The organism is Planotetraspora sp. A-T 1434, assembly GCF_025420585.1.
GTDB lineage: Bacteria > Actinomycetota > Actinomycetes > Streptosporangiales > Streptosporangiaceae > JAOEGB01.
Genome location: NZ_JAOEGB010000003.1, coordinates 91,901 through 113,044, shown reverse-complemented (window position 1 = coordinate 113,044; position 21,144 = coordinate 91,901). Strand labels below are relative to the sequence as shown.

Annotated in this window: 17 protein-coding genes and 1 tRNA gene; 9 read left to right on the top strand and 9 right to left on the bottom strand. The window is 71.3% G+C overall.

The genetic code is table 11. From position 1 onward, the window contains the following. Positions 1-10: 10 nt before the first annotated feature. Complete coding sequence (locus N5079_RS05705; protein WP_261582405.1) at positions 11-370, bottom strand: YciI family protein; 360 nt, start codon at positions 368-370, stop codon at positions 11-13. 153 nt (positions 371-523) lie between these two features. Next, positions 524-2,017, bottom strand: a complete 1,494-nt coding sequence (locus N5079_RS05700; RefSeq protein WP_261582404.1) for a hypothetical protein — start codon at positions 2,015-2,017, stop codon at positions 524-526. 123 nt (positions 2,018-2,140) lie between these two features. Here N5079_RS05700 and N5079_RS05695 point away from each other — a divergent pair, with 123 nt between their 5' ends. Next, a complete protein-coding gene (locus tag N5079_RS05695; RefSeq protein WP_261582403.1) occupies positions 2,141-3,484 on the top strand; it encodes a sensor histidine kinase in 1,344 nt (447 codons plus the stop codon). Between the two features lie 13 nt (positions 3,485-3,497). Here the strand turns inward: N5079_RS05695 and N5079_RS05690 are convergent, their stop codons facing one another. Both N5079_RS05690 and N5079_RS05685 read right to left on the bottom strand, forming a co-directional pair. Continuing rightward, positions 3,498-4,181: a response regulator transcription factor gene (locus tag N5079_RS05690; RefSeq protein ID WP_261582402.1), complete on the bottom strand. Its 684-nt coding sequence runs from the start codon at positions 4,179-4,181 to the stop codon at positions 3,498-3,500. 26 nt (positions 4,182-4,207) lie between these two features. After that, on the bottom strand, positions 4,208-4,993 hold the full coding sequence (locus N5079_RS05685) for an isocitrate lyase/phosphoenolpyruvate mutase family protein (RefSeq protein ID WP_261582401.1): 786 nt from the start codon (positions 4,991-4,993) through the stop codon (positions 4,208-4,210). A 229-nt stretch (positions 4,994-5,222) separates the two neighbouring features. Here N5079_RS05685 and N5079_RS05680 point away from each other — a divergent pair, with 229 nt between their 5' ends. After that, entirely contained in the window at positions 5,223-5,864 is a 642-nt protein-coding gene (locus N5079_RS05680) for a DsbA family protein (RefSeq protein ID WP_261582400.1), read from the top strand. A gap of 89 nt (positions 5,865-5,953) precedes the next feature. Continuing rightward, on the top strand, positions 5,954-7,018 hold the full coding sequence (locus tag N5079_RS05675) for a nitronate monooxygenase (RefSeq protein WP_261582399.1): 1,065 nt from the start codon (positions 5,954-5,956) through the stop codon (positions 7,016-7,018). A 16-nt stretch (positions 7,019-7,034) separates the two neighbouring features. Here the strand turns inward: N5079_RS05675 and N5079_RS35470 are convergent, their stop codons facing one another. Both N5079_RS35470 and N5079_RS05670 read right to left on the bottom strand, forming a co-directional pair. Continuing rightward, complete coding sequence (locus tag N5079_RS35470; RefSeq protein ID WP_410007749.1) at positions 7,035-7,184, bottom strand: hypothetical protein; 150 nt, start codon at positions 7,182-7,184, stop codon at positions 7,035-7,037. Between the two features lie 169 nt (positions 7,185-7,353). Next, positions 7,354-8,451, bottom strand: a complete 1,098-nt coding sequence (locus N5079_RS05670; protein WP_261582398.1) for a helix-turn-helix domain-containing protein — start codon at positions 8,449-8,451, stop codon at positions 7,354-7,356. Between the two features lie 205 nt (positions 8,452-8,656). Between N5079_RS05670 and fdh the strand changes: the two genes are divergently transcribed. Genes fdh through nrfD form a run of 3 tightly spaced genes read left to right on the top strand, consistent with a single transcriptional unit; the run spans position 8,657 to position 13,625 of the window. Continuing rightward, the gene (gene fdh / locus N5079_RS05665) at positions 8,657-11,833 is read left to right on the top strand and encodes a formate dehydrogenase (RefSeq protein ID WP_261582397.1); all 3,177 of its coding nucleotides are present in this window, start codon (positions 8,657-8,659) and stop codon (positions 11,831-11,833) included. After that, positions 11,826-12,617: a 4Fe-4S dicluster domain-containing protein gene (locus tag N5079_RS05660; protein WP_261582396.1), complete on the top strand. Its 792-nt coding sequence runs from the start codon at positions 11,826-11,828 to the stop codon at positions 12,615-12,617. The genes fdh and N5079_RS05660 overlap by 8 nt, the downstream gene beginning before the upstream one ends. Positions 12,618-12,620: 3 nt before the next feature. After that, positions 12,621-13,625: an NrfD/PsrC family molybdoenzyme membrane anchor subunit gene (gene nrfD, locus N5079_RS05655; protein WP_261582395.1), complete on the top strand. Its 1,005-nt coding sequence runs from the start codon at positions 12,621-12,623 to the stop codon at positions 13,623-13,625. A 128-nt stretch (positions 13,626-13,753) separates the two neighbouring features. On the opposite strand, the gene selD is transcribed toward nrfD, so the two are convergent. Further along, entirely contained in the window at positions 13,754-14,770 is a 1,017-nt protein-coding gene (selD, locus tag N5079_RS05650; protein WP_261582394.1) for a selenide, water dikinase SelD, read from the bottom strand. A 162-nt stretch (positions 14,771-14,932) separates the two neighbouring features. On the opposite strand from selD, the gene N5079_RS05645 reads away from it, so the two are divergent. Continuing rightward, positions 14,933-15,026: transfer RNA gene (locus N5079_RS05645), tRNA-Sec, on the top strand. A gap of 29 nt (positions 15,027-15,055) precedes the next feature. Here the strand turns inward: N5079_RS05645 and N5079_RS05640 are convergent. Together N5079_RS05640 and N5079_RS05635 are read right to left on the bottom strand one after the other, a co-directional pair. Continuing rightward, entirely contained in the window at positions 15,056-15,556 is a 501-nt protein-coding gene (locus N5079_RS05640; protein ID WP_261582393.1) for a nucleotidyltransferase domain-containing protein, read from the bottom strand. Positions 15,557-15,653: 97 nt separating this feature from the next. Then, positions 15,654-17,342: an HNH endonuclease signature motif containing protein gene (locus N5079_RS05635; protein ID WP_261582392.1), complete on the bottom strand. Its 1,689-nt coding sequence runs from the start codon at positions 17,340-17,342 to the stop codon at positions 15,654-15,656. A 661-nt stretch (positions 17,343-18,003) separates the two neighbouring features. Here N5079_RS05635 and selA point away from each other — a divergent pair. Together selA and selB are read left to right on the top strand one after the other, a co-directional pair. After that, a complete protein-coding gene (gene selA / locus N5079_RS05630; protein ID WP_261582390.1) occupies positions 18,004-19,296 on the top strand; it encodes an L-seryl-tRNA(Sec) selenium transferase in 1,293 nt (430 codons plus the stop codon). Then, complete coding sequence (selB, locus tag N5079_RS05625; protein ID WP_261582388.1) at positions 19,296-21,143, top strand: selenocysteine-specific translation elongation factor; 1,848 nt, start codon at positions 19,296-19,298, stop codon at positions 21,141-21,143. Before selA ends, selB begins: the two co-directional genes overlap by 1 nt. The last annotated feature ends 1 nt before the right edge of the window (position 21,144 follow it).

Here is a 21,144-nt window from a genome sequence, read left to right as displayed (position 1 = left end):
GGCTCGCCGTTCAGGCCGGGACCTCCACGTCGATCACGGGCCGGACCTCGACCGCTCCGTCGCGGGCGGCGGGCATGGTGGCCGCCCACTTCAGCGCCTCGTCCAGGTCGGCGCACTCGACCAGCGTGTAGCCGCCGAGCTGTTCCTTGATCTCCGCCGCCGGGCCGTCCGTCAGCAGCGTCTCGCCGTCACGGACGCGGACCGTGGTCGACGCGGCAGCCGGCTGGAGAGGCGCGCAGTCGATCAGGACGCCCGCCTCCGCCATTGCGGACGTCGCCTCGCTGTACGCCTGGAACATCTGGTGATACTCCTCGGTGCCGAACTCCGGCCGGGGGCCGTCGGATCCGTAGAGCAGGAACATGTACCGCATCGTGCACCACCCCTCTGGCCGGCGACCGTCGCCGGCGTCCCGTTGTAGTCGAACGGCGATGCGCCGGATCGACAGCACTCGGGCGGCGGATTTCCGCCTCGTCCCCAGCTCTGCGTCATACCCGGAATTCCGGCTCACCGGCCCGGCACGGGCTCAGTCAGCCGGACGGTAGGCGTACCAGGTGCCGGAGCGGCCGAGGGGCAGGGCCGTCCGCGTCCAGGAGGTCAGGAAGGCGGCCGGGATCCGCCTGCGGTTGGTGATGACGCCCACCCACTCGTGCCGCGCCAGCGCCGCCTTGATCGAAGCGGGGACCGCCGCGCCGCCGTACCGGCTGATGATCCCGCGTGAGGAGCAGCCGGCGAGGTAGCCGATCTGCACGGCGTCGAAGCCGTAGAGGAGACACGGCGAGCGCACGCCGAGGCCCCGGAGGCCCGAGAGGGCCGCGCTGTCGCGCCCGCGGGTGTCCACCTCGTAACGCGCCCAGTGGGTCAGCGTGACGGCCTGGACCGTGAAGTATCCGGCCAGCGCCACGGCGATCAGGGGCTTCCCGAGCCGAGGGCGGGCGAGCCGGGCCAGGCCCTCCGCCACGGGCAGCGCCACGAGCGCGTAGGCCGGAAGAAGGAACCGGGGCGCGGCGTATCCGACCGTCAGGACGTACGAGCCGCCGAGTGACAGGCCGGAGGCGAGCGCCACCCCTGGGCCCGGCGCGGATCGGGATCGGCGGGCCGCCCAGACTCCGAGCGAGGCGAGGACCGGAAGGGCCGCGAACCAGGCGACGTGCGCGACGGGATAGCCGCCGCACTGGCTGCCGTAACGGCACAACAGCGGGCCGTCGAGCGCCCGGAGATGGGCGGCAAGCGTGAGGTGGAGGCCGGTCTCGTTGGCCGCGCCCGCCGCGTGGAGCCGCGCGATCGGGCCGCCGTAGCGAAGGAACGCCTCGGCGCTCCATTCGGCCCAGCCGATCGCGACGCCCCCCGCCACCGCGAGAGCCGTACGGAACCGCCTGTGGGCGAGGCCGTGGACCACGAGGGGCAGCGACAGCCACGACGCGTCCGTGGGCCGGACGAGCGACGCGACGGCGAAGGCCGCGACGAGACCCGCCGGGACGAGACCGCCGGGGCGCTCCCGCGTTCCGAGGCAGAACAGGCCGGCCCCGGCGACGCCGCTGAGGGCGACCCACAGGTTCGGCATGGCCTCGTTGCCGTAGAAGAGCGACAACCACAGCCCGGCGAACAGCGCCGCCGCGAGCGGGACCACGGGACCGTTCCGCAGCCGCAACCACGGCAGGTAGGCCACGAACAGTCCCGCGCCGGACAGCACGCTCAAATACACCCGGATCGCGGTCACCGAGGAGGTGAACCAGGCCACCGGCGTGAGCAGCAGCGGCACGCCACGGGCGCGCGGAGCGCTGAAGTCGGCCGCCGGGACGCCATGGGCGATCTGGCTGGCGTAGACGCTCTCGTCCCAGCCGAGGCCGATGCGCGCCGTGACGACCAGTTGGACCGCCGTGTAGCCGATCGCCACGGCCGCCAGCGCGACGTGCCACCGCCGGGAGGCCGGCGAACCTGACCGCCTCAGGACGCCCACCCCCGCCAGGACCGCCGACAGCGCGGCCGGGCGCGCCGACCTGAAGCTCCCCCGCAACATGCGACTCACCATACGAACGAGGAGGTGAGAGCGCCCTGAGTTTGCGGTTAGCGCTGCCTTTACCTTCCGGTGGCCTCGCTGTAGTTGTCGGGACTTTTATCGATACTCTGCGACGCTGACAGGGTGGCATCGGACAAGAGAAACTCCCCGGGTGACGACGGCGGCGAGCCGTACGGCAGGCCACTGCGCCATCGGGTGCTCGTGGCGATGGTGGGGGTGGCCACCCTGGCGGTGGCGCTGTTCGCGATCCCGCTCGCCGTATCCATGCAGCGGCGCTACCACGACGAGACCGCGGCGGCGCTCGGCCGCGACGCCACCTGGATCGCCGCGGTGGTCCCCGACGACGTCGTGCGGAGCAGTGTGACGTCGACGTGGCTGCCCAAGGGATTGCCTTCGCGACTCGTCGTGGGCTTCTACGCCGCCGACGGAACGAAGATCTCCGGTGGCGGGCCGTCCAGGTCGGACGTCGCCGCCGACGCCCGGGACGGGCACGTCCACGAGGCCGTGGAGAACGGCTTCCTGGCCGTGGCGGCGCCCATCCCGTCCGACGAGAGGCTGACCGGCTCGGTCCGGGTGGCCACGCCGTACCAGGCGGTGCGTGACCGGGTGCACCGCGCGTGGCTGGCCATGGCGGGGCTCGCCGTGGTGGTGGTCGGGCTGGCGGCCGGCTTCGCGCTGCGCCACTCGGCGAGGCTCGCCGCGCCGCTGGAGCATCTCACCATGTCCGCGCAGGCGCTCGGCTCGGGGGACTTCTCCATCCGTGCCCTCCGGTCGGACGTGCGGGAGGCCAACGCGGCCGGGCTCGCCCTGGAGGCGACCGCGCGGCGGCTCGGCGACATGCTCGACCGCGAGCGGGCGTTCAGCGCAGACGTGTCCCACCAGCTCCGCACGCAGCTCACCGGCATGCTGCTCGGCCTCGAATCCGCCCTCGGCCGGCCCGACGCGGATCTCCCAGGCGCGATCCGTACGGCTGTCGCACGCGGCGAGCGGCTGCAGACGATCATTGAGGATCTCGTACGGCTGAGCCGCGGCAGCCGTACGAGCGGGGCCGAGCCCCTGGACGTGCGGGCTCTGCTGGAGGAGGTCACCGGCGACCGGCGGGCGACGCTGGCCGAGGACGGCCGCCGCCTGACGGTGAGCCTGCCCGAGGAGCCGCCCGAGGTCGAGGCGTCTCCGGCGGCCGTCCGGCAGATCCTCCACGTGCTGCTGGACAACGCGGCCATCCACGGGAAGGGTGGCATCGCCGTCGAGGTGTCGGACCTCGGCGACGGGGTGGCCATCGAGGTGACCGATCAGGGCGACGGCATCCCGGAGGGGGCCGATGTCTTCGCCCGCCGCTCCGGCGACGCCAAGGGGCACGGCATCGGCCTGGCGCTCGCGCGTTCACTGGCCGAGGCGGAGGGCGGCCGCCTCATCCTCCGCCGGCCCGCGCCTCCCGTGTTCAGCCTGCTGCTCCCGACGCGGTGAGCGGGAGTGGTGGTCAGAGGTCGGTCTCGTAGCGGTAGCCGAGCCCTCTGAGGGTGGTGATCCGGCGGGGGTCCTCGCCCTGCTCGGTCAGTTTGCGGCGCAACGCGAAGACGTGCACGTCCAGGGTCTTGGTCGGACCGAACCAGTTCACGTCCCAGACCTCCTCCATCAGCTGCTCGCGCGTCACGACCTCGCCCGCCCTGCTCACGAGCGCCGCGAGCAGGTCGAACTCCTTGGGCCGCAGAGCCAGCTCCGTCCCGGCGATGTAGACCCGGCGGGCGGGAAGGTCGAGCCGCAGCCGCCCCACCGACACGCTGCGCTCCTCCTGCGGGGCGGTCCGGCGGCGCAGGTGGGCCCGCAGCCGGGCGAGAAGCTCCGTCAGCCGGAAGGGCTTGGTCAGGTAGTCGTCGGCCCCTGCGTCGAGCGCCACCACGACCTCGAACTCCTGCGCGCGCGCCGTCAGCACCACGATCACCGTGTACGGCAGGGCGCTCCGGAGCCGGCGGCAGACCGTCACGCCGTCCATGTCGGGGAGGCCGAGGTCGAGGAGCACCAGGTCGGGCGTGGCCTGCCGGGCCAGCTCCAGGGCGTCCGCGCCCGTGGTGGCCAGCGCCACGTCGTAGCCGTGGCCTGCCAGGGCCTCGGTCAGCTCCGAGCCGATCGCCGGATCGTCCTCCACGACCAGCACGTGCGTCATGGTGCCGATCGTAGGGGAGCCGTAGGTCACCCCTCCCGGGGCGGGTAGGGACTCCTCCCGTCGGCGACGTCCGCCACCATCCGTTCGGTGAGTTCCTGCACCGCCCGGTGGAGGCCGGGTCCGAAGCTCACCCTGGCCACTCCGAGCGCGGCCAGCTCCTGGAGGCTCGGCGTGCCCGGCCGGAAGAGCACGTTGATCGGGCCGCCCATCTCGCCGGCCAGCGTGCGGATCAGGTCGGCGTCCGTCACCCAGAGCGGGTAGACGCAGTCGGCCCCCGCCTCCAGGTAGCGACGGCCGCGCGCCAGCGCGTCGGCGACGCGCTCGCCGGGCGTGCCCTCGCCGTGGAGGAAGGTGTCGACGCGCGCGTTGACGACCAGGTCGATGCCCGCGCCGGTCGCCGCCGCCCGGACGGCGGCCAGGAAGCCGGCCTGCTCCTCCGGGTCGAGCATCGAGCCGGTCCCGGGGTCCGAGTCCTCCAGGTTGCAGCCGACCGCGCCGGTCGCGGCGAGCCGTTCGACGAGTTCGGCGGGCTCCAGCCCGTAGCCGCGCTCGATGTCCGCCGTGACGGGAACGCCGACGGCGCGGGCGATGCGGGCGATCGCGGCCAGCATCTCCTCCACGGGTGTCTCGTGCCCGTCCGCGTATCCCAGCACCCGGGCCACCGCGGCGCTTCCGGTGGCGACCACAGGGAACCCCGCCGCCTCGACGATCCGGGCGGACGCGGCGTCCCAGACGTTGGGCAGCACCAAGGGGCTGCCCGGCACGTGCAGCGCCCGCAGTGCCGCCGCCCTGTCGTTGCCTGTTACGGTCATCGCGCTCCCGTCCTCAGAGCCGTGCACAGTCGTGGCCGTGATTCACACCCTACGGACGGCGGCCTCCGGACAAGCGTCCGGCACCTGGCTTCTGCGGGAATTACGAGGACTCCCCTCCGGTTTTAGCGGGAAAAGCGGCCTCGGCGTCGCGCTCCTCTCCGGCATGTTCGAAGCTTGGAGAGACTCGACGCCCGCAGGACTTCCCGACCATCCAGTCAGGAGAACACTCATGACGGCTAGTGATCAGGCAGCGGCTGGGGTGGGCCACCGGCCCAAGGTGGACTTCTACTTCGACCCCGCCTGCCCGTTCGCGTGGATCACCTCACGCTGGATCCTCGAGGTGGAGCGGCAGCGGGACATCGACCTGCGGTTCCGGGTGATGAGCCTGTCCGTGCTCAACGAGAACAGGGAGAACCTCCCGGAGCAGTACCGCGACCTTCTGGGCCGGGCCTGGGGGCCGGTGCGCGTGTGCATCGCCGCCGCCGAGCAGCACGGCGAGGAGGTCCTCCGCGACCTCTACACCGCGCTCGGCACCCGGATCCACAACGGGAACAACAAGGACTACGCCGTCGTCGTCAAGGAGGCGCTGGCCGAGGTGGGCCTGCCCGCGGAGCTGGCCGACGCCGCCACGAGCACCGACTACGACGAGGCGCTCCGCAAGAGCCACCACGAGGGCATGGACCCGGTGGGCGAGGAGGTCGGCACGCCCACCATCCACATCGACGGCGTGGCGTTCTTCGGCCCGGTGCTGACCCGCATCCCCCGCGGGGAAGAGGCCCTGCGCGTCTTCGACGGCGCCCAGACGCTGGCGAGCTATCCCTACTTCTTCGAGCTGAAGCGCACCCGCACGGGCGAGCTCGACTTCAACTGAGTCCCAGTCACGCGGGCTGTTTCCCGTGAAACGGCCCGCGTGTCCCTTCCCGTCGCGGCTATCTGTTCTGAAGATCTGTGAGGTCTCTCATGGCCGGTCGCATTCTTCCCTTCGGGATGGCGCTTCCCGTCATCCAGGCACCGATGGCCGGCGGTGGGTCCACCCCGGCCATGGCCGTCGCGGTGTCCCAGGCCGGCGGGCTGGGCTTCGTCGCGGCCGGCTACCGGCCCGCGACAGCCGTACGGGACGACATCCACGCGATCCGCGAAGGCACCCGCGAGCCGTTCGGCGTGAACGTCTTCGTCCCGGGGCCCCAGCCCGCCGACAGGGCCGCCGACGAGGCCGCAGTCGCGCGGTACCGCGAGGAGCTGGAGCCCGAGGCCGAGCGGTACGGCGTGGCGCTGCCGGACAATCCCGCCTGGGACGACGACGAGTTCACCCAGAAGATCGACCTGCTGGTGGCGGAGCGGGTGCCGGTGGCCGGTTTCACCTTCGGCTGCCCGCCGCCCGAGGTGGTGACCCGCCTCCACGAGGCGGGCAGCGTTGTGGTGATCACCGTGAGCTCCCCCGCGGAGGCCGTCGCCGCAGCTGAGGCCGGGGCGGACGCGCTGTCCGTCCAGGGCATCGGCGCGGGCGGCCACCAGACGACGTTCCTCCCGCCGCCGCCCTCCTGGGAGCCGCCGGCCGACCTCGCCGAGCTGGTGTCGCAGGTGCGGCAGGTCGTCGACCTCCCGCTGGCGGCCGCGGGCGGGATCATGGACGGGGCCGGCATCGCGGCCGTGCTCTCCGCCGGGGCCGTCGCCGCCCAGCTCGGCACGGCGTTCCTCCGCTGCCCCGAAAGCGGCGCGCACCCCGTCCACAAGGCGGCACTCGTCGACCCCGGCTTCACCGAGACCGCGTTCACCCGGGCCTTCACGGGCCGTACGGCACGCGGGCTGGCCAACCGCTTCATGGCCGAGCACGAAGCCTCCGTGCCGCACTGCTACCCGCAGGTCCACCACCTGACCAAGGGCCTGCGCCGCGCCTCGGCCGAGCAGGGCGACCCGCACGGCATGAACCTCTGGGCGGGCTGGAACCACCGGGGGATCCGCGACCTGCCCGCCGCCCGCCTGGTCGAGGTCCTCATCCAGGAGACCGAAGCCGCCCTTGCCTAAATGCCAGCCCTGAATGTCAGCACAGCCCATGCCGCCGCGCGAAAGGACCGAAAGTCGCCCCCGAACACGGCAGCCGCATACCTGTCGCTTTGAGCGCATCGATGATGTTCCCAGCTCCTACTTCGCTGAGCTTTCCGGCACGGCACGCCATCGCGAGTAGCCACACAGTCCCGTGAACGTCCAAGCCATACTGTCTGCCCACCGCCACTGCGTCGCGATCATCAAACACCTGGTTCCAGCGAGAAGATCTCGGAGAACGTCCAGACGCTCAGCGCGTGAGAAGTGGTTGAGACACATGGCGTCGAGCACCAAGGGTGGGTCGGGTTGAAGAGGGTTCAAGGTGCGAGATCCGCCTCTTCGCGTGGTGGAAGGTCCGACTCCACAATCTGGCCACGCATGAGTTCGACGGCACGAGAGCTCGTTATCTTGCTATTCCTCCAAGCCTGCAGAACGGCGTGGGCGTAACTCGGCGGCACACGGACGCCCTCAAGATCAGGCTGCGGCGCCCAACCCACGGCCTCCATCAGTTCGGCGCGGGTCGGGTTTCTTCGCCGCAGATCCTTGGCGGTCTCCTTATCGGCGATTCCGGCTTCGACCGCTTGGCGAACAGTCAATGACCAGGATGTCCAGTAAGTCGCGGCAAGGGTCACGAGAATCCCGCGCGTGCTCTCCCCGCTCCCGGAACGGCTTCGCAGCACCGCATCAAGGGGCAACAGAAGCTCTGCGGCGAAAGCGTCGATCACTGATTCTCGCTCGGCGCGAGAAGTGTGGATCCCCAAGTCCGCCGAGTATTCATCGCCGATTATCAGATGGCCGAGTTCGTGAGCTGCGGTTGCTCGGCGTCTTCCGGGATCCCCCTGGCCGCTGACGACAGCTACGGCGACTCCGTCGTCAACCATGGAAGCCCCGTCGCCGGGCGTGTGGACGACTGCCACCAACTGGCCGAGCCCCTGGCATGCGCTCATCAAAGAACTGACCGGATCGATCCCGAGAGTGAGCCTGTTTCTGGCCCAGCGTGCCGCATCCCGCGCTGTTTCGGCGTTCTCCACCGCATGGGGGTATCGCTCGGGCGCATGGGGAGTAAGCTCGCCCAGCTCGATCAATTGCCGGACGTCGCTCAGCCAGGTCGCCAGAGCCGCCTCGAGGCGGTAGGACTGACGGGCCGCATCGGTTGCCGTGTCGTCGGCGATTTCGGCCCGGCGGGAGACGACCGTCGCAGGCTGGCTCAGGAGATGGCTCAGGGGAACCCCCAATGCCGATGACAGCCTTGCCAGTTCAAGAGCGTCCAGCCGACGAGTGCCCGCCTCAATCTTCGCGATCATTGTCCGGTCCAGATTCACGGCCGACGCAAGCTGCTCCTGCGACATGTCGGCGGCGATTCGGCATTCACGAACGCGATCGCCTACCTCTGCCCACTCACCGGACTGTCCCATAGTGCGATAATCGCACACCGGGCGAGAGGCGAGGAGATGTCTTGCCATCCCACCGACCAACCGTTACTCGCCTCGGATCGCCTGTCCGGCGTGACGCGGCTAGCCGTACGGGCATTCCGGAAGCTTGTGGGGTGTAAGGCAGCCGCTAGGCCGGCCCTCCCTACATCGGTGATTAGGCCCGGATGGTGGGGGGAGGACACGGCTTGTGGCAGATGGTGGGTGGCTCTCCCGGTGGCCGGTGATCCGGCAGCTCAAGGGGGAGGACGGCAGGCGGGAGGCCGCGCGCTCGGCGCGGACCGACGTCCTGCGGCCCCGTGTCGAGGAGGCCGACAGCGTCGCACGGTCCGTCTGCCCCTACTGCGCGGTCGGCTGCGGCCAGCTCGTGTACGTCAAGGACGGCAAGGTCAGCCAGATCGAGGGTGATCCCGACTCGCCGATCTCGCGGGGGCGGCTCTGTCCGAAGGGGTCGGCCAGCAAGCAACTCGTCACCCATCCGGGCCGCCAGACCCACGTCCTCTACCGCCGGCCGTACGGCACGCACTGGCAGCGGCTCGACCTCGAGACCGCCATGGACATGATCGCCGACCGGGTCGTCCGTACCCGGCGGGAGACCTGGCAGCAGACGCACGACGGCAAGGAGGTGCGGCGGACTCTGGGCATCGCCAGTCTGGGCGGGGCGACGCTCGACAACGAAGAGAACTACCTGATGAAGAAGCTGTACACCGCCCTCGGCGCGATCCAGGTCGAGAACCAGGCCCGTATTTGACACTCCTCCACCGTCCCCGGTCTGGGGACCAGCTTCGGGCGTGGCGGCGCGACGGGCTTCCAGCAGGATCTGGCGACCTCTGACTGCATCGTCATCCAGGGCTCAAACATGGCCGAATGCCATCCCGTGGGCTACCAGTGGGTGATGGAGGCCCGCGACCGGGGCGCGAAGGTCTTCCACATCGACCCGCACTTCACGCGCACGAGCGCGACCGTGGACCGCTACCTGCCGATCCGCGCCGGTACGGACATCGTCCTGCTCGGCGCGCTGATCAACCATGTCCTCGCTAACGAGCTGGACTTCCGTGAGTACGTGCTGGCCTACACGAACGCGGCCACGATCATCTCGGCGCGATACCGGGACACCGAGGACCTGGACGGCCTGTTCTCCGGCTTCGACCCGGAGACGCGGAGGTACGACCCGGCGAGCTGGTCCTACGAGGGCGACGAGCCGGGGGAGGGCGAGCCGCGAGAGGGCGGCATACGCCACGCCGAGGCCGCCGGGTCGGACTCCTACGGCGCGCGCGGGGCCGGCGCGTCCGCGCAGCCGCCCGCCGATCCGACGCTGCGCCACCCGCGCTGCGTCTACCAGATCCTGAAGCGGCACTTCGCGCGCTACACGCCCGAGCGGGTCGCCGAGCTGTGCGGGATCTCCGAGGAGGAGTTCGCCGAGCTGGCCGAGGCGATCACCGCCAACTCGGGGCGCGAGCGGACGACCGCCTGGGTCTACTCGGTCGGCTGGACCCAGCACTCGGTCGGCGTGCAGTACATCCGGGCGGCCTCGATCCTGCAGCTCCTGCTGGGCAACATGGGGCGCCCCGGCGGCGGGATCATGGCGCTGCGCGGCCACGCCAGCATCCAGGGATCCACGGACATCCCGACGCTGTTCAACCTGCTCCCGGGATACATCGCGATGCCCCACGCGCTCCGGCACGACGGCCTTGACCACTACCTGGAGCAGGAGGGCGCCGACACAGGCTACTGGGGCAACCGGCGGTCCTACCTGGTCAGCCTGCTCAAGGCCTGGTGGGGCGACGCGGCCACGGAGGACAACGACTTCTGCTTCGGCTACCTGCCCCGGCTCACCGGCGACCACAGCCACTACGCCACGGTGATGGGCCAGATCGACGGCACCGTCAAGGGCTACTTCGTGGTGGGCGAGAACCCGGCGGTCGGCTCGGCCAACGGCAAGGCGCAGCGCCTCGGGCTGGCCAACCTCGACTGGCTGGTCGTCCGCGATCTCACTCTGGTCGAGACGGCCACGTTCTGGAAGGACGCCCCCGAGCTCGAAACGGGCGAGCTGCGCACCGAGGACATCGGCACCGAGGTCTTCTTCATGCCCGCCGCGAGCCACGTGGAGAAGGAGGGCACCTTCACCAACACCCAGCGGCTGCTCCAGTGGCGCGAGAAGGCGCTCGACCCGCCGGGCGACTGCCGCAGCGACCTGTGGTTCTACTACCACCTCGGCAAGCTGATCAGGCAGCGGCTCGGCGGCGACCGGATCGACCGGCCGGTGATGGAGCTGACCTGGGACTATCCCGAAGAAGGAGAGCACCGGGAGCCTTCGGCGGCGGCCGTGCTCCGGGAGATCAACGGCACCGGCCCCGACGGGCGGGCGCTGTCGTCCCTGAGGCAGCTCAAGCCCGACGGGTCCACGACCTGCGGCTGCTGGATCTACTGCGGGGTCTACGCCGGCGAGGTCAACCAGGCGGCCCGGCGCAGACCGGGGAGCGAGCAGTCCTGGATCGCGCCCGAGTGGGGCTGGGCGTGGCCCGCCAACCGGCGCATCCTCTACAACCGCGCCTCGGCCGACCCGGACGGCCGCCCGTGGAGCGAGCGCAAGGCGTACGTCTGGTGGGACGCGGACAAGGGCCTGTGGACCGGGCTCGACATTCCGGACTTCGATGAGCACATGCCGCCGGACTACCGGCCGCCCGAGGGGGCCAGGGCGGAGGCGGCGCTCGCCGGGACCGACCCGTTCATCATGCAGTCGGACGGCAAGGGCTGGCTGTTCGTCCCGTCCGGGCTGTCCGACGGGCCGCTCCCGGCGCACTACGAGCCGCACGAGTCGCCGGTGCCCAACACGTTGTACGGCCAGCGGGCCAACCCGGCACGACGGATCCTCGACCGCCCGGAGAACCCGTACAACCCTCCGATGTCGTCGCGGTTCCCGTACGTCTTCACGACCTACCGGCTCACCGAGCACCACACCGCCGGGGGGATGAGCCGGCCCCTGCCGTACCTCGCCGAGCTCCAGCCCGCGCCGTTCTGCGAGGTGTCGCCGCGGCTCGCCGCCGAGGTCGGGCTGGTCAACGGCGGCTGGGCGACGATCGTGACGGCGCGGACGGCGATCGAGCTGCGCGTCCTGGTCACTGAGAGAGTCAGGCCGCTCCGGATCGCGGGCAAAGTCGTGCACCAGATCGGCGTGCCGTACCACTGGGGCTACGGCGGCGGGGGAATGGTCACCGGCGACGTGCCCAACGACCTGATGCCGATCGTGCTCGACCCGAACGTCTTCATCCAGGAGAGCAAGGCCGGCACGTGCGACATTCTGCCGGGCAGGCGGCCCCACGGCAGGGCGCTGCTCGACCTGATCGAGAGGTACCGCCATGGCTGAGCGGATGGGCTTCTTCACCGACACGAGCGTGTGCATCGGCTGCAAGGCCTGCGAGGTCGCGTGCAAGGAGTGGAACGACGTGCCCGACGACGGGTTCGTCTTCCGGGCGACCTCCTACGACAACACCGGAAGTCTCGGCGCGGACACCTGGCGGCACGTCGCCTTCATCGAGCAGGACGGCAGGTGGCTGATGTCGTCCGACGTGTGCAAGCACTGCACGCAGGCCGCCTGCCTCGACGTGTGTCCGACGGGCGCGCTGTTCCGCACGGAGTTCGACACGGTCGTCGTCCAGCCGGACATCTGCAACGGCTGCGGCTACTGCGTCCCGGCCTGCCCCTACGGCGTCATCGACCGTCGAGAGCGCGACGGCCGGGCCTGGAAGTGCACGATGTGCTACGACCGCCTGCGCGGTGGGATGGAGCCCGCCTGCGCGAAGGCCTGCCCGACCGACTCGATCCAGTTCGGCCCGCTGGACGAGCTCCGGGAGCGGGCGGAGGCACGGGTCGAGCGGCTGCACGCGGACGGTGTGCTCGAGGCCCGGCTGTACGGCGAGAGCCCCGACGACGGCGTGGGCGGCGACGGCGCGTTCTTCCTGCTCCTCGACGAGCCCGAGACGTACGGCTTGCCGCCCGACCCGGTCGTCACCACCCGCGACCTGCCCGACATGTGGCGATGGGCCGGCGGCGCGGCCCTCACGCTGGCCGGTGCGGTGGCGGTGTCGTTCCTGAGGGTGTCGTTCCCAAGGGTGCCCTTCTTGCAGGCGTCCTTCCTGAGAAGGCGGTGAGTCGTGGCCAGACGTCAGGACGAGATGGTGCCGGAGGCCGGATTCCGGTCCTACTACGGGCAGCCTGTGATCAAGCCGCCGATCTGGCACGAGCCCCACATGCCGGCGTACCTCTATTTGGGTGGTCTTTCCGGCGCGGCGTCGGTTCTGGCCGCCACGGCACACCTCTCCGGACACGAACGGCTGGGCGCCGCGTCCCGGATGGCGGCCTTCGTGGGCGCGAGCGCCGGCTCCGTCTTCCTGGTGACGGAGCTGGGCCGGCCCGAGCGGTTTCTGAACATGCTTCGGCTCCTCAAGTTCACCTCCCCGATGAGCGTCGGCTCGTGGACCCTGGCCGCTCACGGCGGGCTGACGGCGATCGCCGCCGCCGCTGCGGTCACGCCTCTGCTGCCGGCTCCCATGGTGAGCCGCATCCTGCCCGGCTGCCTGGGCGGCCGCGTCCTGCCGTTCATAGGCGATGCTTCCGCCATGGCGAGCGCGGTGACCGGCCCGATCATGGCGACCTACACCGCCGTGCTGCTCGCCGACACCGCCGTGCCCGCGTGGCACGAGGCCTACCGCGAGCTGCCGTTCCTGTTCGCCGGTAGCGCCCTGGCGAGCGCGGGCGCGGTCGGAATGCTCAGCACTCCCAGGGCCGAGGCCGCCCCCGCCCGCGCGTCCGCCGCTCTGGGCGCTGTCATGGAGACGGCCGCGGGCATCGTGATGGAAAGCCGCCTCGGCCTGGAGGGTGAGCCGTACCGGCGGGGCAAGGCCGGCCTCCTCATGAAGGCGTCCCGTGTCCTCACGCTGGGAGGCGGCCTGCTCGCGCCCATCGCCGGCCGCAGCCGCGCGCTCACCGCGCTGTCCGGGCTCGCCATCACGGCAGGCGCCCTGTGCACCCGCTTCGGCCTGCTGGAGGCGGGCCGCACCTCGGCCGCCGACCCTCGCTACACGGTCGTTCCGCAGCGAGAGCGCGCCGAAGCCAGAAGGCTCACCGTCGTCCCCGACCCCGCCGCCCCTCCGCCGTGATCAGCACCGCCGGGATCTGTGATCATGCACTGGCCGGGAGATGACCGTCTTCCACGTCAGGCCCAGGGGAGGCCGCCGGATGGCACATAGTCCGGGGCCGAGTCTCGGGCGGTTCGGTTGCGGGCAGTTCAGCGGAGACGGAGGGCGGCGTCTTCCTGCGGGATCAGTTCGCCGATGATCGGCGCTCCGGGGATCTCCCCCGCGATCAGCAGGCCGCCGGAGGTCTGGGCGTCGGCGAGCAGCAGCAGATCGTCCTCCTCGAACCGTCCAGGGTCGAGGTGGGGCTCCACCCAGGCCAGGTTGCGCCGCGTGCCGCCGCTGACGTAGCCGTCCCTGAGCGCCTCACGGGCGTCCTCCAGGTACGGCACGGCCGTCACGTCGACCACCGCCGTGACGCCGCTCGCCCTGGCCAGCTTGAAGAGGTGCCCGAGCAGCCCGAACCCGGTCACATCGGTGGCGCATTGGGCTCCGGCCGCCAGAGCGGCCCGCGAGGCGTCGCTGTTGAGCGTGGTCATCGCCGTGATGGCCTGTGGGAACACCTCTCCGGTTGCCTTGTGCCGGGTGTTGAGCACACCGACGCCGAGAGGCTTGGTCAGGGAGATCGGCAGCCCCGGCCGCCCCGCGTCGATGCGCAGCAACCGCTCGGGATCGGCCAGCCCGGTCACCGCCATGCCGTACTTGGGTTCGGGGTCGTCCACGCTGTGGCCGCCCGCCACATGGCAGCGGGCGGCCCGCGCGACGTCGAGGCCGCCGCGCAGCACCTCCGTGACCAACTCCATCGGCAGCGTGTCGCGTGGCCAGCCGAGGAGGTTCACCGCGACCAGCGGCTCGCCGCCCACCGCATACACGTCCGACAGGGCGTTCGTGGCAGCGATCCGCCCCCAGTCGTACGGGTCGTCCACGACGGGGGTGAAGAAGTCGGCCGTGGCCACCACCGCCCGGCCGCCCTCGATGCGGACCACGGCCGCGTCGTCCCCGTCGTCCAGTCCTATGACCAGCTCACCCTCGGAAGATGCCACCCCGCCGTCGACAAGGCGGGCGACGATGGCCTCCAGCTCGCCTGGCGGGATCTTGCACGCACAGCCGCCGCCGTGCGCGTACTGCGTCAGCCGGATCGTGGCCGGCTCCGCCGTGGCTCCTGTCATCCCGCCCCTCGCGTTCTGGCCCGGTTTCTTGGCGCGGTTTCTTGGCCAGGTTCTTGGCCAGGTTCTTGGCCAGGTTCTTGGCCAGGTTCTTGGAAATCGATGGCACGCCGCCGTCCAGGGGCGCCGCAGCAGCCCTACCCACTTCGGGCTAACTTTCTTCATGGAGGCGTCTGGGCGCCTGGTGGCCCCCGTGGTCTTCAAAACCAACGAGGCCGAGGTCCTCGGCCTGGCGGGTTCGATTCCCGTCCGCCTCCGCTGCGTGCGCTCCCGTTTGTGAAGCGGCTGTCACGGCTCCTGGTAGAGAAGGGGCAGTTCAACACCCGTGGCCATATGAAGGGCGCGCATGTCGCGATGGTCCTTCTCGGATGGTTCATAACCGACATGGCAACGGACCTGGGTTAAGGCGTCGACGCAGGAGACAACACGGCCGCCGAGCACGCCCCGCACTGGAGCGGGGTAATAGAAGGAACCGCCATCAGGTTGCGCCTGAGTTCCGCCACCCTCGGCGAACGGCGTAATCGGGTGGAGATCGATCTCCCGATCTCGCGTGTCGGCCAGAGCGAGCGCGACAGGCAACCAATCCCGGAGGAGTTTGTTGTAGCCGATATTCTCCAGGACCGACCTCACCTCGTATACCTGTGTTAGCAAGACGACCAGATCCAGGTCAGAGTGCTCCCGGGTCGTCTTCCCTATAAGGGCATCGATTCCCCAGCCGCCATCCACCCAGGCCGTCAGGCCAGCATTGTCCAATGCGTCGAGTACGGCGAATACGTCTGTTTCCTTCATCGACTGATCCATTGCGGGGAGCAGTGTTTACGCACGGGAGAATATCGGCCGCCGGGGAGGCCGGCCCATGATTGGCGCTCAGGCTCGGTGTCGTGTGTCACTGCCGCCGATGGGGTGGTGTGGGTGCGGGGTCGTGGAGCGTCCGTCCCGTTGGGCTGGTGACGGTGACTGAAGCGTCGGCGTTGAGCCGGATCGTCCAGCCGAGTCGGTGGACGAAGTGCAGGTGGTGGCGGGCGCACAGCAGGACGAGGTTGGCCATGGTGGAGGGGCCGCCGTGGTGGCGTTCGACGATGTGATGCGCCTGGGTCCTGGTGGCGGGGGTATCGCAACCGGGCCAGCGGCATCGGCCGTCTCGGAGTTCGACTGCTCGTCGCAGCCGGTACGGGACGGCGTCTTCGGGGTCGGAGACGTCGAGGATGAGGCTTTTGCCTCTGGTGGCCGCGAGCAGGACCCGGGCGACCTCGGCGCTGGCCGTGATGACCCAGTCTTCGCCGCCGCAGCACTGGCCGCCATGACCGGGTGCGCTGTCGTCCACGCGGCTGTTGCCGGGGGTGGTGAGGGTGGCGTTCAGGGTGGAGCGTAGGCACGAGCCGAGTCCGGCGGGGCCGGACAGCGCTTCGACGGCCCATTCCAGGAGTTGGTCGATGACGGCGGCCTGCCCGGCGGCGGACAGCGAGTCGAAGGCCGCCGGGGTAACCGCCGGTCTGGCCGGGGTGGGGGCCGCTGACTGGGTTGGCGGGAGCCAGCCGTGCTGGGTGAGGGTGTCGATCAGGGCGTGGGTGAGGGTGATCAGGCGGGCGGGGCCCACCGGGTGGGCGGTGACGATGCCCTGGATGCCGGCGTCGCAGGACAGGGCGTGGGCCAGCCAGGTGGAGCGGGTCCGGGTCCAGGCCAGCTCGGCCCCCTCGGCGCCGGGCAGGCGGCGCAGGGCGGCCAGGTCCATGGTGGCCTCGATACGCGGCTTGCGTCCGGCGACCTCGGGCAGCATGCCCGAATCGACCAGCCGGGCCATCGCCTCGCGCAGCGCGTCATGATGCCGCTCACCCGTGCTGCGCCCATCGTCGGGTCCCTGGCGTTTGCCCAGCGCGGCAAGGACCATGGTGACCAGCTCGGTGGTGTCGGCCGACAGGCTGCCGTTGATGCGGCCCACGCCGTCGACCGTCGCCGCCACCCTGACGTGGTTGCCGCTGCCGTCATCGCCCGGCTCGGGACGGGCCCGGCGCAGCATCTCCCCGGCCACGTTGATGAGATCGGCCTCCCTGACGCCGCTCACCCGGGCGGTGCCGGTGAGCACCGCGCACGCCCACCCGCGGACCTCACGCGGCAGCCGCGCGACCCAGGCCAGGATGCGATCGGCGATCGACGGGGAGATCGCCGCCTCGGCCAGCGCCTGCCACAAGCGCGGATGCTCCCGCAACCGCCGGGCGCGCAGCCCGTCACGCCGGGCCTGGTCATCATCGACACCCAAGATGAGCTTCTGCCACGGCCGTAGCCCGCTCTGCCCGTCGTCTTCGAACCCCCGCCCGGCCTCCAACGCCGCCAGCGCCGCCGCCCGGGCCGCGCACATCCGCCGCGCGGCCTCCTCCAGGCCGATCAACCGCTCGGCCACCACCGCCGACGGCTGACCGGCAGGATCGTCACCCACCAGGAACGACAGCCCGGCCTGGACCATCGCCAACGCCTCGGCCGCCGTCGCGGGCTCCGCCCCCATCTCCCGCCCGGCCTCCGGCCCGGCACCCCTCGCACCGCAGGCGCCCGAAAGGGGATCGTCGGGGGACACGAACACAGCAGGCACCTCCCACCAGGAGACGAAGACGACCACCCCGGCCGACCCGGGGCCTTCCCGCGATCACGCTCAACACGGTTAAGGCTTCATCACTGATGGCGCATGGCACCCGAACCGGCACCCGCCTACTAAGCTCACCCAACGGCTGCCTCGATGTTATCCGAACACCTGCTCGATGACAACGCCTTGCGACCCTATTGAGCTGCGGATACCTGAAGAAGATGGGGTTCCGACATGCCGCCCGACACGGGCATTTTGGCGGGGTAGGCGGGCCGGTCGTGCGGCGCGGGGCGGCGGCTCGGCAGGGGGAGAAGGCCCGTCATGGCCTGGCTACGGATGGCCTGCGCATGATCACCAATCGCATTTCGCCAGGTCAAGTGGCACGCCAAGGAATCTCTGCATGATCACGGCTGGAGGGGCCCGTCACGGCTGTGGTGCGGCGTGATGGCGGGGTAGGTGGGTCGGTGCGTCGGTGAGTGGGTCGCGCCGGTGGGCCGGTCGTGCTGGTGGGCCGGTCGTGCTGGTGGGTCGGCCGCGCGGCGGGGCTGGCCGCATTGGCCGCTGTAGTGGGATCAGCCGAATCGGCGGCGTCGCCGGCCTGTGTCACGGGATGTTGCGTAACCTCTCCGTTATAAGTTGAAGTGTGGACCGACGGAGGCGGGTGCCTCGCACTGACGCCGTGCTGGCCGATCCCCGCCTCACCGCGATGGCGGAGCGGCTCGGCCGGGCCGTCGTCAAGGACACGGTCGCGCGGGCGCAGCACCGGGCACGGCAGGGCGAGATCGAGCCGGAGGATGTCGCCGACGTGGCCTTCGCGGCTCTGCCCCGGCATGCGGCGAGCATCCGTCCTGTGATCAATATGACGGGCGTGCTGCTCCACACCAACCTCGGCCGGGCTCCCCTGTCACCGGCGGCGATCGAGGCGGTCGTCGCCACGGCGGGTCCGGCAGACGTGGAGTTCGACCTGACCACGGGGGCGAGGGCCCGTCGTGGGCGGGGCGCCATGGACGCTCTCGCGCGGGCCGTTCCCGCCGCCGAGGACGTGCACGTCGTGAACAACAACGCCGCCGCGCTCGTGCTCGTGGCCACCGTGCTGGCGGCCGGGCGGGAGATCGTCATCAGCCGGGGCGAGCTCGTGGAGATCGGTGACGGGTTCCGGATCCCCGACCTGCTGGTCTCCACGGGAGCCCGGTTGCGTGAGGTGGGCACGACCAATCGCACCACGTATGCCGATTACCGTGCGGCCGTCGGCCCGGAGACCGGGTTCGTGCTCAAGGTCCACCCGTCGAACTTCCGGGTCGAGGGCTTCACCGGCTCCGTGGACGTCGCGGAGCTGACGGGGCTGGGCGGCCTCGGCGTGCCGGTCGTCGCCGACATCGGCTCGGGGCTGCTGGAGCGGGAGCCCCTGCTGCCCGAGGAGCCCGACGCCGCGACCACGCTGAAGGCCGGAGCCGATCTGGTCACCGCCAGTGGCGACAAGCTCCTCGGCGGGCCACAGGCCGGCCTGCTGCTCGGCCGTCGTGACCTGGTCGAGCGGTGCAGGCGGCATCCCCTCGCCCGCGCGCTGAGGGTCGGCAAGCTGACGCTGGCCGCGCTCGAAGCCACCTTGCGCGGCCCCGCCACCCCCCTCCACCAGGCGTTGCACGCCGACGCTGCGTCGCTGCGCGACCGCGCCGAGGCTCTGGCCGTACGGCTCGCCGAAGCCGGGGTCGACGCGCGAGCCGTACCGGCAAGGGCGACCGTGGGCGGCGGCGGAGCGCCGGGAGTGACGCTGCCGAGCGCGGCGGTGAGCCTGCCGGAACGGCTCGCCGTATCGCTGCGAACCGGGGATCCCGCAGTCGTCGGCCGGGTCGAAGGCGGCCGGCTCCTTCTGGACCTGCGTGCCGTACCGCCCGAATGGGACGGCGACGTGGTCAAGGCCGTCCTCGCGGCTGTCCTCGGGATGGGTCCCTGATGCAGGTCGTCGCGACGGCGGGCCACGTCGACCACGGCAAGTCCACGCTGGTGCGGGCGCTCACCGGCATGGAGCCGGACCGGCTGGAGGAGGAGCGGCGGCGTGGGCTGACGATCGAGCTCGGCTACGCCTGGACGACGCTGCCCTCGGGGGAGCGGGTGGCCTTCGTGGACGTTCCGGGGCATGAGCGGTTCCTCGGAACGATGCTCGCCGGGGTCGGTCCCGTGCCCGCCGTCATGTTCGTCGTGGCCGCCGACGAGGGCTGGATGCCCCAGTCCGAGGAGCACCTGGTCGCTCTGGAGACCCTCGGCGTACGGCTGGGCCTGCTGGTGGTGACCCGTGCCGACCTGGCGGACCCCGCGCCCGCGATGAAGCAGGCGCGCGCCCGCCTCGCCGAGAGCGGTCTCGGCCAGGTGGAGGCGCTGGCGGTGAGCGGGCGCACCGGTCAGGGGCTCGGCGAGCTGCGGGAGGCGCTGGACCGGCTGGTCGCCGCCCTTCCGGCGCCGGACCCCGAGGCGCCGGTGCGGCTCTGGATCGACCGGGTGTTCAGCGTGCACGGCAGCGGGACGGTCGTCACCGGGACGCTGCCCGCCGGCCGGATCGAGGTCGGCGACGAGCTCGCGCTGGACGGCGAGCCGATGCGCGTCCGGGCGATGGAGTCCCTGAAGGAGCCGGTGACCTCCGTGACCGGCGTGGCGAGGGTGGCCCTCAACCTGCGCGGACGGGTGGCGCCCGAGCGCGGCCACGCCTTGGTCGCGCCGGGCGGCTGGACCTTCACCGACCTGGTGGACGTGCGGCTCACCCGGGCGCGGGACGCGGACGACTTCCTGCCTCAGCGGCTGACCGCGCACATCGGGTCGGCGGCGGTGGGGTGCGTCGTACGCCCGCTGGGCGGCAACACGGCCCGCCTGCGCCTTTCCCGGCCGCTTCCGCTGCACCTGGGAGACGTCCTCCTGCTACGCGACCCCGGCCGTGACCCCCGCCATCGTGACCCCCGCCATCGTGACCCCCGCCATCGTGACCCCGGCCATCGTGACCCCGGACACGCGATACGGGTGCTTGCCGGGGCGAGCGTTCTCGACGTGCGGCCGCCCGAGCTACGCCGGAGGGGAGCGGCGCGGGAGCGGGCCGCCGGGCTGGAGACGGCCTCGCCGGACGCCGCGTCCCTGCTGCGCGCTCATCGTCTGCTCCGGTCGGAGGAACTGGCGGCCATGGGCTGCGCCCCCTCGGGCCGCCCGGTGTGCGGTGAGTGGCACGCGGACCCGGGCTACTGGTCGAGCCTGGGAGAGCGGCTTCCTGAGGTCGTACGGCGATACGCCGCCGAACACCCCCTGGAGCCCGGGATGCCGCTGGAGATCGCCCGGCACGAGCTGGACCTTCCCGACCGGCGGCTCGTCACAGCGCTCGTGCGACCGCCTTCGACCGTCGCGGACGGCCGGATCGTCAGCGGCCCGTCCGGCCTGCCGCCCCCGGTCGCGCGTGCGGTCCAGCGGCTCGCGGCGGAGCTGTCCGCGCATCCCTTCCTCGCGCCGGAGGCCGTACGGCTGGCAGAGCTGGGGCTTGGACCTCGCGAGCTGGCGGCAGCCGTACGCGCCGGGGCCTTGTTGCGCATAGCCGACGGGATCGTGCTGCTGCCGGGGACGGACGTCCGGGCGGCGGCGTTGCTGGCCCGGCTGCCCCAGCCGTTCACGGTCAGCCAGGCCAGGACCGCCCTGAAGACGAGCCGCAGGGTCGCGGTGCCCCTGCTGGAGCACCTCGACCGCAAGGGGATCACCGAGCGGGTCGACGACGCCCACCGCAGATGCCGGAGCCTTTCACCTGGTCAAACCGGGTATATGGTCGGTTGAG